Annotated in this window: 14 protein-coding genes and 1 pseudogene; 10 read left to right on the forward strand and 5 right to left on the reverse strand. The window is 68.0% G+C overall.

Going from position 1 to position 16,944, the window contains the following annotated elements; genetic code table 11:
* The first annotated feature begins 156 nt into the window (after positions 1-156).
* A complete protein-coding gene (gene arc / locus ACGF7Y_RS05880; protein WP_062972891.1) occupies positions 157-1,917 on the forward strand; it encodes a proteasome ATPase in 1,761 nt (586 codons plus the stop codon).
* A gap of 82 nt (positions 1,918-1,999) precedes the next feature.
* On the opposite strand, the gene ACGF7Y_RS05885 is transcribed toward arc, so the two are convergent.
* Entirely contained in the window at positions 2,000-3,010 is a 1,011-nt protein-coding gene (locus tag ACGF7Y_RS05885) for an RNA polymerase subunit sigma-70 (RefSeq protein WP_393229686.1), read from the reverse strand.
* A 104-nt stretch (positions 3,011-3,114) separates the two neighbouring features.
* Between ACGF7Y_RS05885 and ACGF7Y_RS05890 the strand changes: the two genes are divergently transcribed.
* Genes ACGF7Y_RS05890 through ACGF7Y_RS05900 form a run of 3 tightly spaced genes read left to right on the forward strand, consistent with a single transcriptional unit; the run spans position 3,115 to position 5,669 of the window.
* Positions 3,115-3,480: a nuclear transport factor 2 family protein gene (locus ACGF7Y_RS05890; protein WP_062972778.1), complete on the forward strand. Its 366-nt coding sequence runs from the start codon at positions 3,115-3,117 to the stop codon at positions 3,478-3,480.
* Positions 3,481-3,517: 37 nt separating this feature from the next.
* On the forward strand, positions 3,518-4,153 hold the full coding sequence (locus tag ACGF7Y_RS05895; protein ID WP_393229688.1) for a TetR/AcrR family transcriptional regulator: 636 nt from the start codon (positions 3,518-3,520) through the stop codon (positions 4,151-4,153).
* Positions 4,146-5,669, forward strand: coding sequence for a glycosyltransferase family 39 protein (locus ACGF7Y_RS05900; RefSeq protein WP_393229689.1), 1,524 nt, complete (start codon positions 4,146-4,148; stop codon positions 5,667-5,669). Before ACGF7Y_RS05895 ends, ACGF7Y_RS05900 begins: the two co-directional genes overlap by 8 nt.
* Positions 5,670-5,679: 10 nt before the next feature.
* On the opposite strand, the gene ACGF7Y_RS05905 is transcribed toward ACGF7Y_RS05900, so the two are convergent.
* Positions 5,680-7,764 (reverse strand): acyltransferase family protein, encoded by a 2,085-nt coding sequence (locus ACGF7Y_RS05905; RefSeq protein WP_393229691.1) that lies wholly within the window; start codon positions 7,762-7,764, stop codon positions 5,680-5,682.
* A 225-nt stretch (positions 7,765-7,989) separates the two neighbouring features.
* Here ACGF7Y_RS05905 and ACGF7Y_RS05910 point away from each other — a divergent pair, with 225 nt between their 5' ends.
* Together ACGF7Y_RS05910 and ACGF7Y_RS05915 are read left to right on the forward strand one after the other, a co-directional pair.
* A complete protein-coding gene (locus tag ACGF7Y_RS05910) occupies positions 7,990-8,472 on the forward strand; it encodes a cation:proton antiporter regulatory subunit (protein WP_393229694.1) in 483 nt (160 codons plus the stop codon).
* Between the two features lie 4 nt (positions 8,473-8,476).
* Positions 8,477-9,658 carry a cation:proton antiporter gene (locus tag ACGF7Y_RS05915; RefSeq protein WP_063053513.1) on the forward strand — a complete coding sequence of 394 codons (1,182 nt, stop codon included), beginning with the start codon at positions 8,477-8,479 and terminating at the stop codon, positions 9,656-9,658.
* A gap of 59 nt (positions 9,659-9,717) precedes the next feature.
* Here ACGF7Y_RS05915 and ACGF7Y_RS05920 read toward each other — a convergent pair whose 3' ends face one another.
* The gene (locus ACGF7Y_RS05920) at positions 9,718-10,449 is read right to left on the reverse strand and encodes a peptidylprolyl isomerase (RefSeq protein ID WP_393229697.1); all 732 of its coding nucleotides are present in this window, start codon (positions 10,447-10,449) and stop codon (positions 9,718-9,720) included.
* A 205-nt stretch (positions 10,450-10,654) separates the two neighbouring features.
* Between ACGF7Y_RS05920 and ACGF7Y_RS05925 the strand changes: the two genes are divergently transcribed.
* From ACGF7Y_RS05925 to ACGF7Y_RS05940, 4 genes are all read left to right on the forward strand, one after another.
* Entirely contained in the window at positions 10,655-11,491 is an 837-nt protein-coding gene (locus ACGF7Y_RS05925; RefSeq protein ID WP_393229698.1) for a nitrilase-related carbon-nitrogen hydrolase, read from the forward strand.
* 14 nt (positions 11,492-11,505) lie between these two features.
* Positions 11,506-12,927 (forward strand): dihydropyrimidinase, encoded by a 1,422-nt coding sequence (gene hydA / locus ACGF7Y_RS05930; RefSeq protein ID WP_393229701.1) that lies wholly within the window; start codon positions 11,506-11,508, stop codon positions 12,925-12,927.
* Between the two features lie 34 nt (positions 12,928-12,961).
* Positions 12,962-14,008, forward strand: a complete 1,047-nt coding sequence (locus tag ACGF7Y_RS05935) for a TIGR03842 family LLM class F420-dependent oxidoreductase (protein ID WP_393229703.1) — start codon at positions 12,962-12,964, stop codon at positions 14,006-14,008.
* A gap of 494 nt (positions 14,009-14,502) precedes the next feature.
* Complete coding sequence (locus tag ACGF7Y_RS05940; RefSeq protein ID WP_393229705.1) at positions 14,503-15,321, forward strand: hypothetical protein; 819 nt, start codon at positions 14,503-14,505, stop codon at positions 15,319-15,321.
* Between the two features lie 568 nt (positions 15,322-15,889).
* On the opposite strand, the pseudogene ACGF7Y_RS05945 reads toward ACGF7Y_RS05940, so the two are convergent.
* Positions 15,890-16,012, reverse strand: a pseudogene (locus tag ACGF7Y_RS05945) (hypothetical protein); the annotation flags it as partial.
* A 227-nt stretch (positions 16,013-16,239) separates the two neighbouring features.
* Positions 16,240-16,941 (reverse strand): SDR family oxidoreductase, encoded by a 702-nt coding sequence (locus ACGF7Y_RS05950; RefSeq protein WP_393229707.1) that lies wholly within the window; start codon positions 16,939-16,941, stop codon positions 16,240-16,242.
* Positions 16,942-16,944: the final 3 nt, after the last annotated feature.

Genomic DNA, 16,944 nt, shown 5'->3' on the forward strand with positions numbered 1-16,944 from the left:
CGGCGAGCAGGCTCGCCAGGGTCGGGTTAGGGCAGGCTAACATGGTGGTTCGGCCGCCGATCGCGGCCCAGATGTGATCACCACGAAACCATGTCGGAAAGCGAGAACGGGTCGCGCCCGGTAGCGTTGATAGACCGGGACTGGGAGGAGCAGCACATGAGCCCCATCGAGAATTCGGATTCGGCGGCCTGGAGAGAGCTCGAGGCGGTACGCGCCGAAGCGGCTGCACTCCGAAGGCAACTCGCCGACTCGCCGGATCGCACACGGGAATTGGAAGCCCGCATCGATTCGCTGACCATTCGCAACACGAAGCTGATGGACACCCTCAAGGAAGCACGCCAGCAGTTGGTGGCGCTTCGCGAGGAGGTCGATCGGCTGGGTCAGCCGCCGAGCGGATACGGCATTCTGATCGGCGTGTACGACGATCAGACGGTCGACGTGTTCACTTCGGGTCGCAAGATGCGGTTGACGTGTTCACCGAACATCGAGACCTCGACGCTCGAATACGGTCAGACCGTCCGCCTCAACGAGGCGCTCACGGTCGTCGAGGCCGGGCACTACGACGCGGTCGGCGAGATCGGCACCCTCCGGGAGATCCTCGACGACGGACGTCGCGCCTTGGTCGTCGGCCATGCCGACGAGGAGCGCGTGGTGTGGCTGGCCGGCCCGCTGGCGAAGGTCGCCGAGATGGACGACCTGGACGACCCCGATTCCCCCATTCGCAAGCTGCGGCCGGGCGACTCGCTCCTGGTGGACACGAAAGCCGGATTCGCCTTCGAGCGCATCCCCAAGGCCGAGGTCGAGGACCTCGTGCTGGAAGAGGTGCCCGACGTCGACTACGGCGACATCGGTGGTCTCGGCAGGCAGATCGAGCAGATCCGCGACGCGGTGGAGCTGCCCTTCCTGCACAAGGACCTCTTCCGCGAGTACGCGCTGCGTCCGCCGAAGGGCGTGCTGCTCTACGGTCCCCCCGGTTGCGGCAAGACGCTCATCGCCAAGGCGGTGGCCAACTCGCTGGCCAAGAAGATCGCCGAGGCGCGCGGTGAGGATGCCAAGGAAGCCAAGTCCTACTTCCTGAACATCAAGGGCCCCGAGCTGCTGAACAAGTTCGTGGGCGAGACCGAGCGCCACATCCGGATCATCTTCCAGCGGGCTCGCGAGAAGGCGTCCGAGGGCACGCCGGTGATCGTGTTCTTCGACGAGATGGACTCGATCTTCCGCACCCGCGGCTCGGGCGTCTCCTCGGACGTCGAGACCACGGTGGTGCCTCAGCTGCTGTCGGAGATCGATGGTGTCGAGGGCTTGGAGAACGTCATCGTGATCGGCGCCTCCAACCGTGAGGACATGATCGATCCGGCGATCTTGCGGCCGGGCCGCCTGGACGTGAAGATCAAGATCGAGCGTCCCGACGCGGAGTCGGCGCAGGACATCTTCTCGAAGTACCTCACCGAGCACCTGCCGCTGCACGACGACGACTTGGCCGAGTTCGGCGGCGACAAGAACCTGTGCATCCGCGCGATGATCGAACGGGTCGTCGACCGGATGTACGCCGAAAGCGAGGACAACCGCTTCTTGGAGGTCACCTACGCCAACGGTGACAAAGAGGTCCTGTACTTCAAGGACTTCAACTCCGGCGCCATGATCCAGAACATCGTGGACCGCTCCAAGAAGTACGCCATCAAGGCGGTGCTCGACACCGGCAACCCCGGCCTGCGCATCCAGCATCTCTACGATTCGATCGTGGACGAGTTCTCCGAGAACGAGGACCTGCCCAACACCACGAATCCGGATGACTGGGCCCGCATCTCGGGCAAGAAGGGTGAGCGGATCGTCTACATCCGCACGCTGGTCACCGGCAAGAACGCCAGCGCCAGCCGCGCCATCGACACCGAGTCGAACACCGGTCAGTACTTGTAAGGGTTCCGCCGGACCACGAAGGGCCGCGTCTCTCCGGAGGCGCGGTCCTTTCGCCGTTCGTGCCGGAGCGCAATCGCGCCGGTCACGCGGGCGGCGGGCCCGCGGGCAAGTGGTCGGGCAGGCCGAACCGCGGATAGAGAGCGTCGAGGTGGAAACGGGTGATCCTGCCGATGCGGTTGCCCGCGGGGGTGAGCACGATCAGGCCGGCCGGAGTCGCGACCGGTCGCAGTGCGTCGTCGAGGTATGCGCCGAACGCGGGCAGGCCGTTGGCGCCCGTCGACACCAGGTGGACGCGGCGCTCGCCACTGTAGGCGAAGGAAGCGGACAGGAATTCCGCGATAGCGGCCGTGCCGTGATACTCGTGCGGCGCGGGCGGCATCGAAAGCCACGCGTCGTCGGTGAGCAGCGCGATCACGCCGTCGACGTCGCCCGAGAGGTATGCCGAGGCGAAGCGGCGTGCGAGATCGTGTTCGTCGGGAGCGGCTCGGCGCGGAATTGTTCGACCCCGATGCCGGTCGAGCGACGCCCGTGCGCGTTGCAGCTGTCCCTTGACCACGGTAGGCGTGACGCCGAGGAGGTCGGCTACCTCGGCGACGGGGAAGCCGAGAACATCGCGCAGCACCAGGATCGCGGCTTGGCGCGGCGAGAGTCGCTGCAACCCCATGACGAAGGCCAGCTCGACCGCTTCGGTGGCCGTGTAGCGGGCCTCCGGACCGGGCGCGGGGTCGGCGATGTCCAGCTTGCTGTCGGGGTACGGCTGCAACCAGCGCACCTCGTCCCGGCGCGTGGGTTCGGGCGGCGAGAACGGTGGCACCGGCTCGGGCGGCACTCGGCGACGGGCGTCGCGCAGCGCGTTGAGGCACCGGTTGGTGGCGATGCGATACAGCCACGAGCGCAGCGATGACCGCTGCTGGAACCCCGGCAGGCCGCGCCAAGCCGCCAATAAGGTCTCTTGCACCATGTCCTCGGCATCGGTCAACGAGCCGAGCAGGCGGTAGCAGTGCAGTTCCAGTTCGCGCCGGTACGGGTCGGTGAGGATCCGAAACGCCGACTCGTCGCCCGCGCATGCCCGCTCCAGGGTCGTCTGCTGCACGCCGTCGATGGTGCCAGTTCGTCGTCGGACGTTCCATCGGGCCGGTTTCCGGTGTCACTACCTACAGCACGGCGAAGCGCCGATGCTCACCGGAAGGAGACACAATGTCGGAACCCATCGCTCTGCGGACCTCGCTGGCGTTCTATCGCGCCTGGACCGGACACGATTTCGGCAACGCCATGACCTACGTCGCCGACGACATCATCTGTGACGCACCGGCCGGGCGGATCGCGGGCGCCGCGGCGTTCCGCGATTTCCTCGAACCGTTCAGCCGGATCCTCACCGACTCGACCTTGCTCGCGTCGTTCGGCGATGACCGCACCGCGCTGCTGATGTACGACACCGTGACCGTTCCGGTTCCGAACGCGCCCGGCGCGGAGTGGCACACGGTGGTCGATGGACGGATCACCTATGTCCGGATCATCTTCGACCGGGCGCCGTTCGACGCGGTTCGGGCCGCCGCGCGCTAGCCCGGAGGGGGTAGGCCGCTCGTGCTAAAATTTGGCCATGCGGCCAGAAATTGATACGGGCGGCCAACGCAAGTCGTTCATCGAGGAGGCGCGGCGCAGGCAGATCATCGCCGCGGCGGTGGAGGTGATCTCCGACCTCGGGTACGCCAACGCCTCGCTGGCGCGGATCGCCGAGCACGCGGGCATCTCCAAAGGCGTCATCTCCTACCACTTCGCGGGCAAGGATGAGCTGATGACGCAGCTGGTGATCCAGCTGTACGTCTCGGCCGCGGAGTACATCGCGCCACGGGTGGGCGCGGCGACGGGCGCGCGCGAGAGCCTGCTGGCCTACCTCGCGGCGAACCTCGGCTTCATCGAAGCGAACACGACCTACGTGGCCGCGCTGGTGGAGGTCGTGACGAATTTGCGCGACGCGGAGGGCAGACCGAAGTTCGCCTCCGCCGACGGGGAACGCGACATCATCGCACCGCTGGTCGACATCATGACCGAAGGGCAGCGCACCGGAGAGTTCGGCGAGTTCGATCCGCTGTTGATGGCCAAGTCGATCCGCGACGCCATCGACGGTGCGGCCGGGCGCGCCGTGCGAGAGCCGGATTTCGCGATGGACCCCTACTCGGCGCATCTGTGCAGGTTGTTCGACACGGCGACGCGGAAGGCGGGCGGGCATGACTGAAGTGCTGGATCTGCCACGGCGACAGGCGGATTCCGGCGAACCGCTGCCACCGTTCGCCTTCGGCGGAGTGGGCGCTGTGACGGCGCTCGGCACACTGGCACTGCTGGCCTCGATCGGACGGTATGGATTCTTCGGCGACGAGCTGTATTTCGTCGCCGCGGGCCGCAGGCTCGTAGTCAGCTATGCCGATCAGGGGCCCTTGCTGCCCGCGATCGCTCGGACGATGGATCTGCTCGCCCCGGATTCCCTGACGGCGCTGCGTCTTCCGGCCGTATTCGTCACCGTGGCAGCGGTGGTGGTCACGGCCCAGATCGCCAGGGAGTTCGGAGGCGGCCGCGCTGCGCAGGTGCTGGCCGCGGCCGCCTACGCCACCTCGCCGTTCCTGCTGGTACAGGGAGATCAACTGGCCACCAACACGATCGACACGGCGCTGTGGGTGGTGGTGAGCTGGCTGGTGGTCCGTTGGGTCCGCACCCGCCGCGACGGCCTGCTGGTCGCCGCGGCACTGGTCACCGCGGTGGACATGCAGGTCAAGTGGCTGATTCCGTTCTTCTGGATCGCACTCGCGACCGGGGTGGTGATCTACGGACCACGTGAGCTGCTGCGCCGCCCCGCGCTGTGGTGCGGCGCCGTCGTCGTCGTGCTGACCGCGGCGCCGAGCCTGGTGTGGCAGGCGGCGCACGGGTGGCCGCAGTTGCGTATGGGTGGGGCGGTCGCCGCGGAGCAGGCCACGATCGGCGGGCGCTACGCCTGGCTGCCGGTGGCACTCGCCGCCGCCGGTCTGCTCGGCGGCCTGTTGCTGGTCTACGGAATGTGGACGCTGCTGCGGACGGAGGCCTGGCGTCCCTATCGGTTCCTCGGACTGCTGTCGATAGTGCTGAGCGTGGCCTTCGTCGCGACGAACGGCCGTCCGTATTACGCGGCGGGCTGCTATGGAGTGCTGATCGCGGCGGGGGCGGTGCGGTGGACCGAGAACCGGCGCCGCGCGCGCACGATCGTCACCGTGCCGTTGCTCGCACTGTCCGTCGCCCTGGTGGTGTTCTCCCTTCCGCTGCGAGCGGAGAGCGATATCGAACCGGTCGACACGCAAGCCCAGGCGGGCCTGGAAATCGCGCTCTACGGACGATTCGGCTGGTCGGAACTCGCAGCCGGGACCGCGGCGGCCTACCGCGCGCTGCCCGAGCCGGAACGAGCGTCGGCCGTGGTGATCACCGATTCGTATTGGCAGGCAAGCGCTTTGGACATCGATCGCGCCGTGTACGGCCTGCCCGCCGTCTACAGCCCGAATCGTGGCTTCGGTTACTTCGGCACCCCGCCGGACACGGCCACGACAGTGCTGTGGGTGGGCGGCGCCGAGGCCGACGTGCGCGCGCACTGTGCCGAGGTCACCGCCGCGGGGCAGATCGAGGCCCGGCTCGGGTATCCCGGTGTCACCCGGGGCGTCACCATCTGGCACTGTGCGCAACCGCGTGCGCCGTGGTCGCGTGCCTGGCCGGACATGTTGCGGCTGAACTGATCGCCGCGGTTCACCACCAGCCGAGGATCGGCGACAAGCGCCTGCCGAGTTCCGGTGCGAGCGAGCGCGAATAGCTCGCGGTGAGGTGGTGCTCGTCGTGATAGATGAGGATGTTGCCCTCGGCGACCGCGCAGACGTCGCGTTCACACAGCGCGTCGGACAGATCCACCGGGAACACGTTGGGGAACGAGGCGGCGAACTCCAGCGCCGGGTTGACGGCATTCAGCGCGGCCGCGCGCGGCATGCCGCAGCTGATCCGGTCGCCCTGCTGGGCGAGGCAGTCGATGGCTCGATACCGCACCCCGTCGCGGCGCAGCCATGGTGTGTCGCGGATGGCGAGCACGTTGAGTCCACGGTCGGCCAGCCGGGCCCAGACGTCCAGGTAGTCGCCCGGAGTCTCGTCGCCGTCGCCGTCTCGCGGCCGGGTCGCCGTCGTGAAGACCCACTCCGGGCGTTCGACGGCCAAGCGGTCGATCACCTCGACCGACCAGTCGCGGCAATCCGGATTCGCTTCGCCCTTGTACATCGGTTCCGCCGCCACCGTCAGCGGGCAGCCCATCTTCAGATACACCTCGACCCGGAAGGCGTGCTCGCGAGCGAGCAGATCGAGGGCCGGCACCCAGTGCTCGGCGTGCGAGCTGCCCACCACCGCGAGGGTCCGCTCCGCGTGGGCATCCCCGTAGGTGCAGGTGATGACGTCGCGGGTGTCCCAGTCCGCGATGCAGCCGTCGCGAGACGGGTAGGCGGCGTCCGCCGGCGCTTCGTACATGGTCGGACGCATCGGGGCCTCGGGTGTGCTCGCGCCGTCGACCAGCGCCTCCGCGCCGGGATAGTGCACCGGTTCCAGCGCCGTCACCGCCCGCGGCGGATTGGCTCTGGTCGCCACCTGTTCGCCGACCGACACCGCGAGCACCGCGATGCCCAGCGCCGCGACCAGCCGGCCGGTGTGGCGGGGGCGGACGGGTGTCTCGCGCGCCGAGCGGCCGGACCGCATCCGTAGCGGCTCCTCGACGAACCGGTTCGTCAGGTAGGCGAGCACCAGCGACGCGCCGATGACCCCCAGGCCGACGCCGAGTCCCGCGGTCGCGGCTCCGGTCCGTGCCAGCACGAAGATCAGGATCGGCCAATGCCACAGGTACAGCGCGTAGGACAGTTCGCCGAGACGGACCGCGGCAGCCGCGCCGAGCAGCCGGTTGGGCAGCGGTTGCTCGGCGGCGGTCAGGCCGCCGCCCGCGAGGATGAGCGCCAGCGTGGCGCCGACCGGCACCAGCGCGGCGGGACCGGGAAACCGATCGGCGCCGTCGATCAGCCATCCGCAGGCGAGCACCGTGACCGCGCCGAGGACGGCCGCCGCGACCCGCACCAGGCGCGGTGGTGCCAGCCGGGGCGCCACGGTCGCCAGCAGGCCGCCGGCCGACAACTCCCAGGCCCGGGCGAAGCTGTCGTAATAATTCCAGCCCTGTTGCACCGCGGTGCCATGCGCGGCATAGGCGAACGAGGCCACCGTGCCCGCGGCGAGCAGGACGGCCAAGACGGGGCGCAGCGCCCCGGGGCGGGCGAAACGCAGGCACAGGGCCGCCGCCGACGCCACGACGAGGATGGCGAGCAGGTAGAACTGCATTTGCACGGCCATCGACCACAGGTGCTGGAGCGGGCTCACCGACGGATCGGCGGCCAGATAGTCCGACCAGGACAGCGCCAGATACCAATTCTGGTAGTACAGCAGCGACGCCAGCGTCTGCGCCGCCATCTCGCCCCACTGAGTGAAGGGACGCAGCAGCACGGTCGCCGCGACCACGGCTGCCAGAAGCGTCACCAGCGCCGGCAGCAATCTACGGGCGAGCCTGCCCGCGGTGTGGAGGACGCGAACGGTGCCGGTGGATTCCGCCCCGCGCAACAGCGAACCGGTGAAGAAGAAGCCGGACAGCACCAAGAACACGTCCACGCCGCCCGAGACCCGCCCGAACCAGATGTGGAACGCCACGACCAGCGCTATCGCCACGCCGCGCAACCCGTCCAGATCGTGCCGGTATCCGCCGGCGCCCCCGTGCGGCCCCGCCGGGGCGACCGCACCCGGCCGGAGGAGCCGGTTCACCGCTCGGGCGACCGTCACCGGACTCGCACGGCGCGGTCGCCGCGGCAACGGAATGCGACGGCTCGGCAACGGGACGATGTACGGGACACGTCATCTCTCTTACCACGGCCGGTGAACCACGGTCCAACTCGCGGGGCCGGCCTATGGTGCGGAAACAGTCGCTGAATCCGGACAATTCGGTCACCCGTCGACCGGCCGCCCTCGGCTGGTCGTTAGGGTGGAGTCGTGAACGTTGAGGTGACACCCCTGCCGGGTATCGGTGTGCGTAAGGATTTTCCGCTGGCCGATACACGACGCCGGATAGGAGTGATCGACCATCGCGACGGCACGATGGACCTCATCGTGAGCAAGCCGGACGACCCCGATGAGACCGAACAGGTACCGCTGACGGCGAAGGAGGCGGCGGTGCTGGCGAGCCTGCTCGGTGCGCCGCAACTGGTCGAGCAGCTGCGCGAGGAACACCGGGAGTTCACCGGGCTGACCACCCGCCAGCTGTCCATCCCGGACCGGTCCCGCTTCGACGGTCGCAGGCTGGGCGAGACCCAGATACGTACCCGGACCAAGGCGTCCATCGTCGCGGTGGTGCGCAGCGGGCAGCCCATTCCCTCCCCGGGACCGGACTTCACCTTCACCGCGGGGGACGTGCTGGTCGTCGTCGGCACCGCGGAGGGCCTGGAGGCCGCCGCCAAGATCCTGTTAGACGGCTGAGCGCATGGTGGCACACGAGACCGCGCTCGCGCTGATCCAGCTGGGCGCGGTATTTTTCGGCCTCGGCCTGCTCGGGCGGATCGCCGCGCGCATCGGCATGTCGCCCATCCCGCTGTACCTGATCGGCGGGTTGGTGTTCGGCACCGGCGGCCTGGTCGAGCTGCGGCAGGTGGACGACTTCATCCACCTCGCCAGTGAGATCGGCGTCGTCCTGCTGCTGTTGCTGCTCGGCCTGGAATACAGCGCGCCCGAACTGGTCACCGGCATGCGCCGATCGTGGGCCGCGGGCGTGCTGGACCTCGTGCTCAACGCGACGCCGGGTGTGCTCGTCGCGTTCGGACTGGGCTGGGGGTTCACCGGCGCCATCGCCATGGCCGGCGTCACCTACATCTCGTCCTCGGGCATCGTCGCGAAGGTGCTCAACGATCTGGGCAGGCTCGGTAACCGCGAAACGCCGGTGGTCCTGTCCATCCTGGTGTTCGAGGACCTGGTGATGGCCGGATACCTGCCGGTGCTGACGGCGGTACTGGCCGGTGTGGGCTTCGTCGCCGGACTGAAGACGCTGGGCATCGCCTTGGCGGCGGTCACCGTCGTGCTGATCGTCGCGCTGCGCTACGGCCGCTACGTCTCCGCGATCGTCGACAGCGCCGACCGCGAGATCTTCCTGTTGAAGCTGCTCGGATCCGCGCTTCTGGTGGCGGGAGCGGCCTCCGCGGTCCAGGTATCCGCGGCGGTGGGCGCCTTCCTGCTGGGCATCGCGATCTCGGACTCGACCGCGCACAACGCGACCAAACTGCTGGAACCCCTGCGCGATCTGTTCGCCGCGCTGTTCTTCGTGCTGTTCGGCTTGAGCACCGACCCGGCGAGCATTCCGCCGGTGCTGGGCTGGGCTTGCCTGCTGGCGCTCGTCACCACGGCCAGCAAGATCGCCACCGGCTGGTGGGCGGCCAAGCGGGCCGGTGCGGGCCGCCTGGGCCGGGCGCGCGCGGGCACCGCGCTGGTCGCCCACGGCGAGTTCTCCATCGTCATCGCGGGACTCGCCGTCGCCGCGGGCGCGGTCCCCGCCGAATTCGCCGCCCTGGCCACCACCTACGTGCTGCTGATGGCCGTTCTAGGTCCGATCGCCAGCCGCTTCGTCGAGCCGGTCATGGCGCTGGTGCTGCGGCGGCGTGCCGGCGTGTCCTGACCGACAGCGGGCTGAACCCGCGGTGGGGACGCCGGAGCGCACCGCCACCGCGGCGGGATTCAGTTCCGTCCGGCGGCGACGGAATTCAGCACGACCTCGACGGCAGGCTCGCCGTCGGAGGAGCCGTCCTTGACGCCCGCGGCGGCGATGGACGACAGAACCTCCATGCCCGCGGTGACCCGCCCGAACGGGGTGTAGCTCGGCGGCAGCGGCGCGTCACGGTAGACCAGGAAGAACTGGCTGCCGTTGGTACCGGGTCCGGCGTTCGCCATGGCAACCGTACCGGCCGGGTAGGTGGCCCCCGCCAGGTTCTCGTCGGGGAAGAAGTAACCGGGGCCGCCCATGCCGGTCGCGGTCGGGTCGCCGCACTGCAGGACGTAGATGCCTTCGGTGGTCATCCGGTGGCACTTCGTGTGGTCGAAGAACTGCTCACCGGCCAGGAACACGAACGAGTTGACCGTGCGCGGCGCGTGTGCCGCGTCCAGGGCGATGGTCACGGTGCCACAGCTGGTGGTCAGCGTCGCCGTGTACCCGGCGTTGGCATCGATGGTCATGCCGGGTTCGGCGGGCCACTGCTTGCCGTTCGGCTGACCGGCGGCCGGTGCGCGGCAGCCGGCCGGGCCCTGCTCCCGAGCCGGCGCGGGGGTCGCCGAGACGACACCCGTCGCGGACGCCACCAGCGTCACGCCGACGGCGAGTACCCCGAGGATCCGCAGCGATCGCCACGGTAGGCTCCGGCGCCCCGCGCGCCTGCCGTTGACGAGTTCTCGCGCTTGCACTTCGCTGCTCACCGCTGAAAAGCTCCTTCACTCGGGGTTGCGCACCGGACGATGCAGCGCGAATCATTCCATCTCCCCCGCAGTGGTGGGGGAGTACGGCTCGATTTCCGCCCGCGCGGTCCGATGACAGGGCCTGCGATGGCCGCAGATCGGCCACAAAATGTTTCCGGCAACTTGTTGGACAACAGAATTAGTTCCCGGTGACGTATAACAAAGCATGGGAATCGTTCGAGCGGCGCTGGTCCAAACGAACTGGACCGGCGACAAAGAGTCGATGCTGAAGGCGCACGAGGCGTACGCGCGCCGCGCGGCCGCGGAGGGGGCCGCGGTGATCTGCTTCCAAGAGCTGTTCTACGGGCCTTATTTCTGCCAGCGGCAGGACACGGGGTTCTACGACTACGCCGAATCCGTCCCGGGGCCGACCACGGAGCGATTCGCCGCGCTGGCGAAGGAATTGCGCCTGGTGATGATCCTGCCGGTGTACGAGCAGGAACAGCCGGGCCTGCTGTACAACACGGCCGCGGTGCTCGACGCCGACGGCAGCTATCTCGGTAAGTACCGCAAACACCACCTGCCGCACGTGCACGGGTTCTGGGAGAAGTTCTACTTCCGCCCGGGCAACCTCGGCTGGCCGGTGTTCGACACCGCGGTCGGCAGAGTCGGCGTGTACATCTGCTACGACCGGCACTTCCCGGAGGGCTGGCGCGCCCTGGCCCTGTCCGGGGCGGAGATCGTGTTCAACCCGTCGGCCACCTCGCGGGGTCTGTCCGGCTACCTCTGGAAACTGGAACAACCGGCGGCAGCGGTGGCCAACGAGTATTTCATCGGCGCCATCAACCGCGTCGGCGTCGAGGAGTACGGCGACGACGACTTCTACGGAACCAGCTACTTCGTCGACCCGGAAGGCAAGTTCGTCGGTGAGGTCGCCTCCGACACCGACCCCGAACTGGTCGTCCGCGATCTGGACATGGACCTGATCAAGGTGGTGCGCGATCGCTGGGCCTTCTACCGCGACCGCCGCCCCGACGCCTACGGGCCGCTGGTGGCCCCCTGAGACCGGGGAACGACATGGCGCGCACTTTCATCCACGGCGGCACGGTCGTCTCCGCCACCGGATCGCAGCCGCTCGACGTGCTCGTAGAGGGCGAGACCATCGTCGCCGTCCTGCAGCCGGGCTCCGCCGCGCTGGGCGCGGACCTGGCCGCCTCCGCCGATCGGGTGCTCGACGCGACCGGCAGATACGTCATCCCCGGCGGTGTGGACGGCCACACCCACATGCAGATGCCTTTCGGCGGGACCCAAGCCTCCGACACCTTCGAGACCGGCACCCGCGCCGCCGCGTGGGGCGGCACCACCACCATCGTCGACTTCGTCGTGCAGAAGCCGGGGGAGCGGGTGCAGGACACCTTGGCCGCCTGGCATGCGAAGGCCGCCGGACAGTGCGCGATCGACTACGGCTTCCATCAGATCATCGGTCAGGTCGACGACGAGTCCTTGAAGGGGATGAGCGAATTGGTGGCCGAGGGTGTCACCAGCTTCAAACTCTTCATGGCCTACCCGGGTGTCTTCTACTCCACCGACGGCCAGATACTGCGCGCGATGCAGTCCGCCGCCGAGTTGGGTGCGCTGCTGATGATGCACGCCGAGAACGGGATCGCCATCGATGTGCTGGTCGAGCAGGCGCTCGCGCGCGGGCAGACCGCGCCGTACTTCCACGGCACGACCAGACCGTGGCAGCTGGAGGAGGAGGCCACCCACCGCGCGATCATGCTGGCCGAGCTGACGGGCGTGCCGCTGTATGTGGTGCATGTGTCGGCCAAGCAGGCGCTGGCCCGGATCGCCGCCGCCCGCGACGCCGGATGCAATGTCTTCGGCGAGACCTGCCCGCAGTACCTGTACCTCTCGCTCGAAGACCAGCTGGGCGCAGCGGGTTTCGAGGGCGCGAAGTGGGTGTGCTCGACACCGCTGCGATCGAAGGCCGAGGGGCATCAGGACGAGCTGTGGCGCTATCTGCGCACCGGTGACGTCACCACCGTGGGCACCGACCACTGCCCGTTCTGCATGAAGGACCAGAAGCAGCTGGGTCTCGGCGACTTCAGCAAGATCCCCAACGGCATCGGCGGCGTCGAGCATCGGATGGACCTGATGTTCCAGGGCGTCCGGAGCGGGCGGATCTCGCTGGAACGCTGGGTCGAGGTCTGCTGCACCGCGCCGGCCCGGATGTTCGGCATGTATCCGCGCAAAGGAGTGATCAGCCCGGGGGCGGACGCCGACATCGTCATCTACGACCCGGACGGCCACACCAGCATCGGTCTCGGCAAGACCCACCACATGAACATGGACTACTCGGCCTACGAGGGATTCGAGATCGACGGTCACGTCGACACGGTGCTGTCCCGGGGCCGGGTGGTCGTGGACGGCGGCGGCTATCTCGGTCGCGCGGGACACGGCCGGTTCGTCAAGCGTGAACTCTCGCAGAACCTGATCTGACGCGCCTTTCGATCCTCGAAACGGAGAGTGCCGCATGGACATCGGTCTGGTGCTGCAATGCACGCCCCCGGCCTCGCGGGTGATCGAACTGGCCAGGCTCGCGGAGACCTACGGGTTCTCCCACGTCTGGACCTTCGACTCGCATCTGCTCTGGCAGGAGCCGTACGTCATCTACAGCCAGATCTTGGCCGCCACCCGCAAGGTGATGGTCGGTCCGATGGTGACCAACCCGGCCACCCGGGATTGGACGGTGACCGCGTCGACCTTCGCCACGCTCAACGAGATGTTCGGCAACCGCACACTGTGCGGGATCGGCCGCGGCGACTCGGCGGTGCGCACGCAAGGCGGGAAACCCGCCACCCTGGCAACGCTGCGGCAAGCGGTGGAGGTGATCCGGGAGCTGGGCAACGGGCGCAGCGCGCGAATCGATGACACGGTGGTCCGGCTGCCGTGGGCGGCCGACTCGCGGCTGGAGGTATGGATAGCGGGCTACGGGCCACGTGCTCTCGACTTGACCGGCGCGGTCGCGGACGGATTCATCCTGCAACTGGCCGACCCGGACATCACCGCCTGGACCATCGCGCGGGTGCGCGCGGCGGCCGAGCGCGCGGGCCGGGACCCGGCGACGGTGCGGATCTGCGTCGCCGCGCCGGCTTACGTCACCGACGGGACGGACGCGGCGCTGGCGCACGCGCGCCGACAGTGCCGATGGTTCGGGGGGATGGTCGGCAACCACGTAGCGGAGATCGTCGCGAGATACGGGACGACGGGCGATATTCCGGCCGCCCTCACCGACTACGTCGAAGGCAGGCGAGGCTATGACTACAACCAGCACGGACGCGCGGACAACGTGCACGCCGAGTTCGTCCCCGACGCCATTGTGGACCGCTTCTGCCTGCTGGGCACGCCCGACGACCAGCTGTCCCGGTTGCGCGGCCTCGCGGAGCTCGGCGTGGACCAATTCGCCGTCTATCTCCAGCACGACGCGAAGAACGCGACCCTCCAGGCGTACGGTGAATCGGTGCTGCCCCGTCTCGCTCCCCTCGTGACCGCTACCCGGTCCACCGAAGGGAGCGACTAGCGTGGTCGATCACGTCTTCTGACTCGCTGATCGGGGTGAACTCGCCTCGGGTGCGTGTTCATGGGGTCAGGGGGTACATCATCTGTCGGGGCATCTGGGCGCGAGGGGGTGGCGCACAATGCGGGCCAAAGGGTGGGGTTGGCCGACCACCGCGACCGATGCCCGTGACCAGCGACTACAGGACACCCTCGCCCCTTTCTGGCGTATTCGGGTCACATCCCACCAGAACATCGCTGACACAGTCGGTGGATCGGTGCTCTGGTGACCGATCGGTTGCGGAACAATAGACCCGAACACCGATTCTGACGGCGCCGCAAGTAGGCCGCTGACCAGCATTTTTCCGTTGTCTGCGCCGCTACTACCGGAACCCCCGGTGAGCCGAGCGCGGTCCCTGCTCGCGCCCCCTTCCGTCACGCGAAGGGTGATCGTATGTTTGATCTGTGCCCGGTTTGTCAACGCCACCGGAGTTCGGATCCCAGGGGGAGGACCCGCCGTTGCGCTCCCCCGTGGCCCTGGTTCATCGCGATTTTTTCGTCTCGCCGGCGGCGGCGGCGGAGTCCGACGCCCGTGTGATCCTCGGCCTCCCGGCGAGCTGTCAGGCGGCGCTGGACCTGGCCGGTCAGGATCCCGGCCTACGCCGGCAGATCGACATGCTGCGTAGGGACTACTCGCTCGAGGTCCCCGCCGGCGACCGCGAGTCGTCGGGGAGCTGGGATGATATGTTCCGCGGCAAGCAGGGGGCGGTGCGCGCCGTCGCGTGGGTTTGCGCCATCGTCCTGACTTGTGGCGTGGCTCTGATCGCCCTAGCCGTCCATGTGCTCGACGTCTCCCACCGCCAGGGCAACTGGGGAAACAAACATCACAAGGCTTCCGACTCCCCGAGGGAGATCCGCCGGGTGCAGGTCAGCCAGTTCTGGGAACGTGAGGCGCACATCGAACAGCTTGCTCCCGGCACCAGTTCGGTCCGGACCTCGCGCATCCGGATGGGAGTCACAGAGGAGCAATCCCGGGAGCTGACGGTGAACTTGTGCCTACCCCAGATCTCCTCTCTTGGTCCTGAGTTGACCCGCAAGCTCGGCAGCGCCACCAGGCTCGAGCAAAGCCGGGAGGTCGAGACGACTATCCAACTGTCCAACAACCGCACGGGGTACTACAGAAGGATCGCCGTCTGGCACCTGATCGACGACGTGCGGATCGAGGCATTGGCCGTCGTCCACAACGGGTTGGGATGGGCGCCCCGGACCGCCGTGCGCTACAGCAGTTCGGATCGGGTGGCCACGTCCTACGTGGACGTCGCGAAAGCCGATCTGTAGGTCGCGCTCGCCGACACGAACTTCGTTGGATTTCCGGCGGGTACTACCGGAACCCCTATCCCGCCGGTTTCGCCCACTTATCGGCGGTGATGGCTTGGATGAGTTCGTGCAGTGGAGTCTGTGGTGGGATGATCGGTGCGATCAGCACGAGGGCCACCGCCCTTCGCCAGTACCCGGGTGTTCAGGCTGCGAGTAGTCGACTTCTGTGTGGGCCAAGGGTTTACCTCCGCGTCGGGGGCGCTCGACCGCACGGCCCAGGTTCGGTCAGCCGCACCGGGTGTGTGATATCCCGCTGTGGCTGTCCGCGTCACCGATCGAGAAGGTGAGATTCGGTTGGCCGACGCGGATGCGAGTAACCTGCGATGGAGCGGCGCAGGTCTGACCGTGCGACGAAATCTACTGGTGCACAGCGGTTTCGTCGAAAGTTCGGTGCGGCGCCGCTGTGGTGGATCAAGGACTGGCTCGTGGTGGTGTTCGGCGGGTGGCCGCGGCTTGCGCTGAATCTGCGCGCGAAATCGGTCGAGTTCAGCCGGTCCTCCGAGGAAATGGGTCGACAGTGCGGGGCAGGTTAGACGAATGCGGGTAGCGGCACGTACCCTTCCAGCTCCAGGCCCAGAAGTGCGGCGAACTCGATGGTGGTGAGGTCGCCACCGCTAGGGCCCATTGCCTGGAGACCGATGGGGAGTCCACTTTTGCTCTTGTGCACCGGGATGGTCGCAAGCAGACGCGGCACGCCACGAGATCCGGCAGCGCTGGCTCGAGTTCGCGCCGTCGTCGATCAAGCGCTGCGCGGTCGCGGCGCCCACGCCCTTCGCGCCGCCGGTGATGACGGCGACTTTCCCGACCAGTGACGACTTGCTCTCCATACCGAGCACGGCAACTCCCTTGTCGCAGCCAGGGTTTGACTCGTTCGGTGGTTCAGCTCGCCAGCTGCGGGTACTGCGCCGCGATATCCGCGGCCAGCCCTGCCTTGACCTGCCGCGAGATGTCATCGGCCAGTACTTCGTATGCTCCGGACTCGATGCCGTCGAGCGCGAGCGCGGCGACGTCGTCGGCGCTGGACTTGGGCGCGGTGACGCCAGCGGTCAGGTCGGTGTCCACGTAGCCGACATGCAGTCCGGTAACCGCGATACCGCGTGGTCGCAGTTCCAGTCGCAGGGAGTTGGTCTGTGACCACAGGGCGGCCTTGGACGCGCTGTAGGACCCGGCGATGCCCAGCCAGGAAAGTACGGAGTGGACATTGAGGATGTGTCCGCCGCCGTTGCCTTCGATGATCGGTGCGAAGGCGCGGGTGAGGAACAGCGGTCCGTAGAAGTTCGTCTCGAACTCCCGGCGCACGTCGTCGAGCGGGGAGCCGAGGAAGGGCGCGCCGACCGCGGCACCCGCGTTATTGATCAGGATCGTGACGTCACCGGCAAGTTCGGCGGCGGACGAGACGGCATCGAGGTCGGTGACCTCCAATGCCACCGGTACAGCGTCCGGGTGTGTGACATTGCGCGGGTTGCGGGCCGTGGCGTATACCTTGCCGGCGCCGCGGGCGTACAGCTCCTCGACCATCGCCTTGCCGATGCCACGGCTGCCGCCGGTGACGAAGACGACGGCGTTTTTGATCGCAGTCATCGC

This window comes from Nocardia sp. NPDC047654 (assembly GCF_043205035.1).
In the GTDB taxonomy this organism is placed as follows: Bacteria; Actinomycetota; Actinomycetes; order Mycobacteriales; family Mycobacteriaceae; genus Nocardia.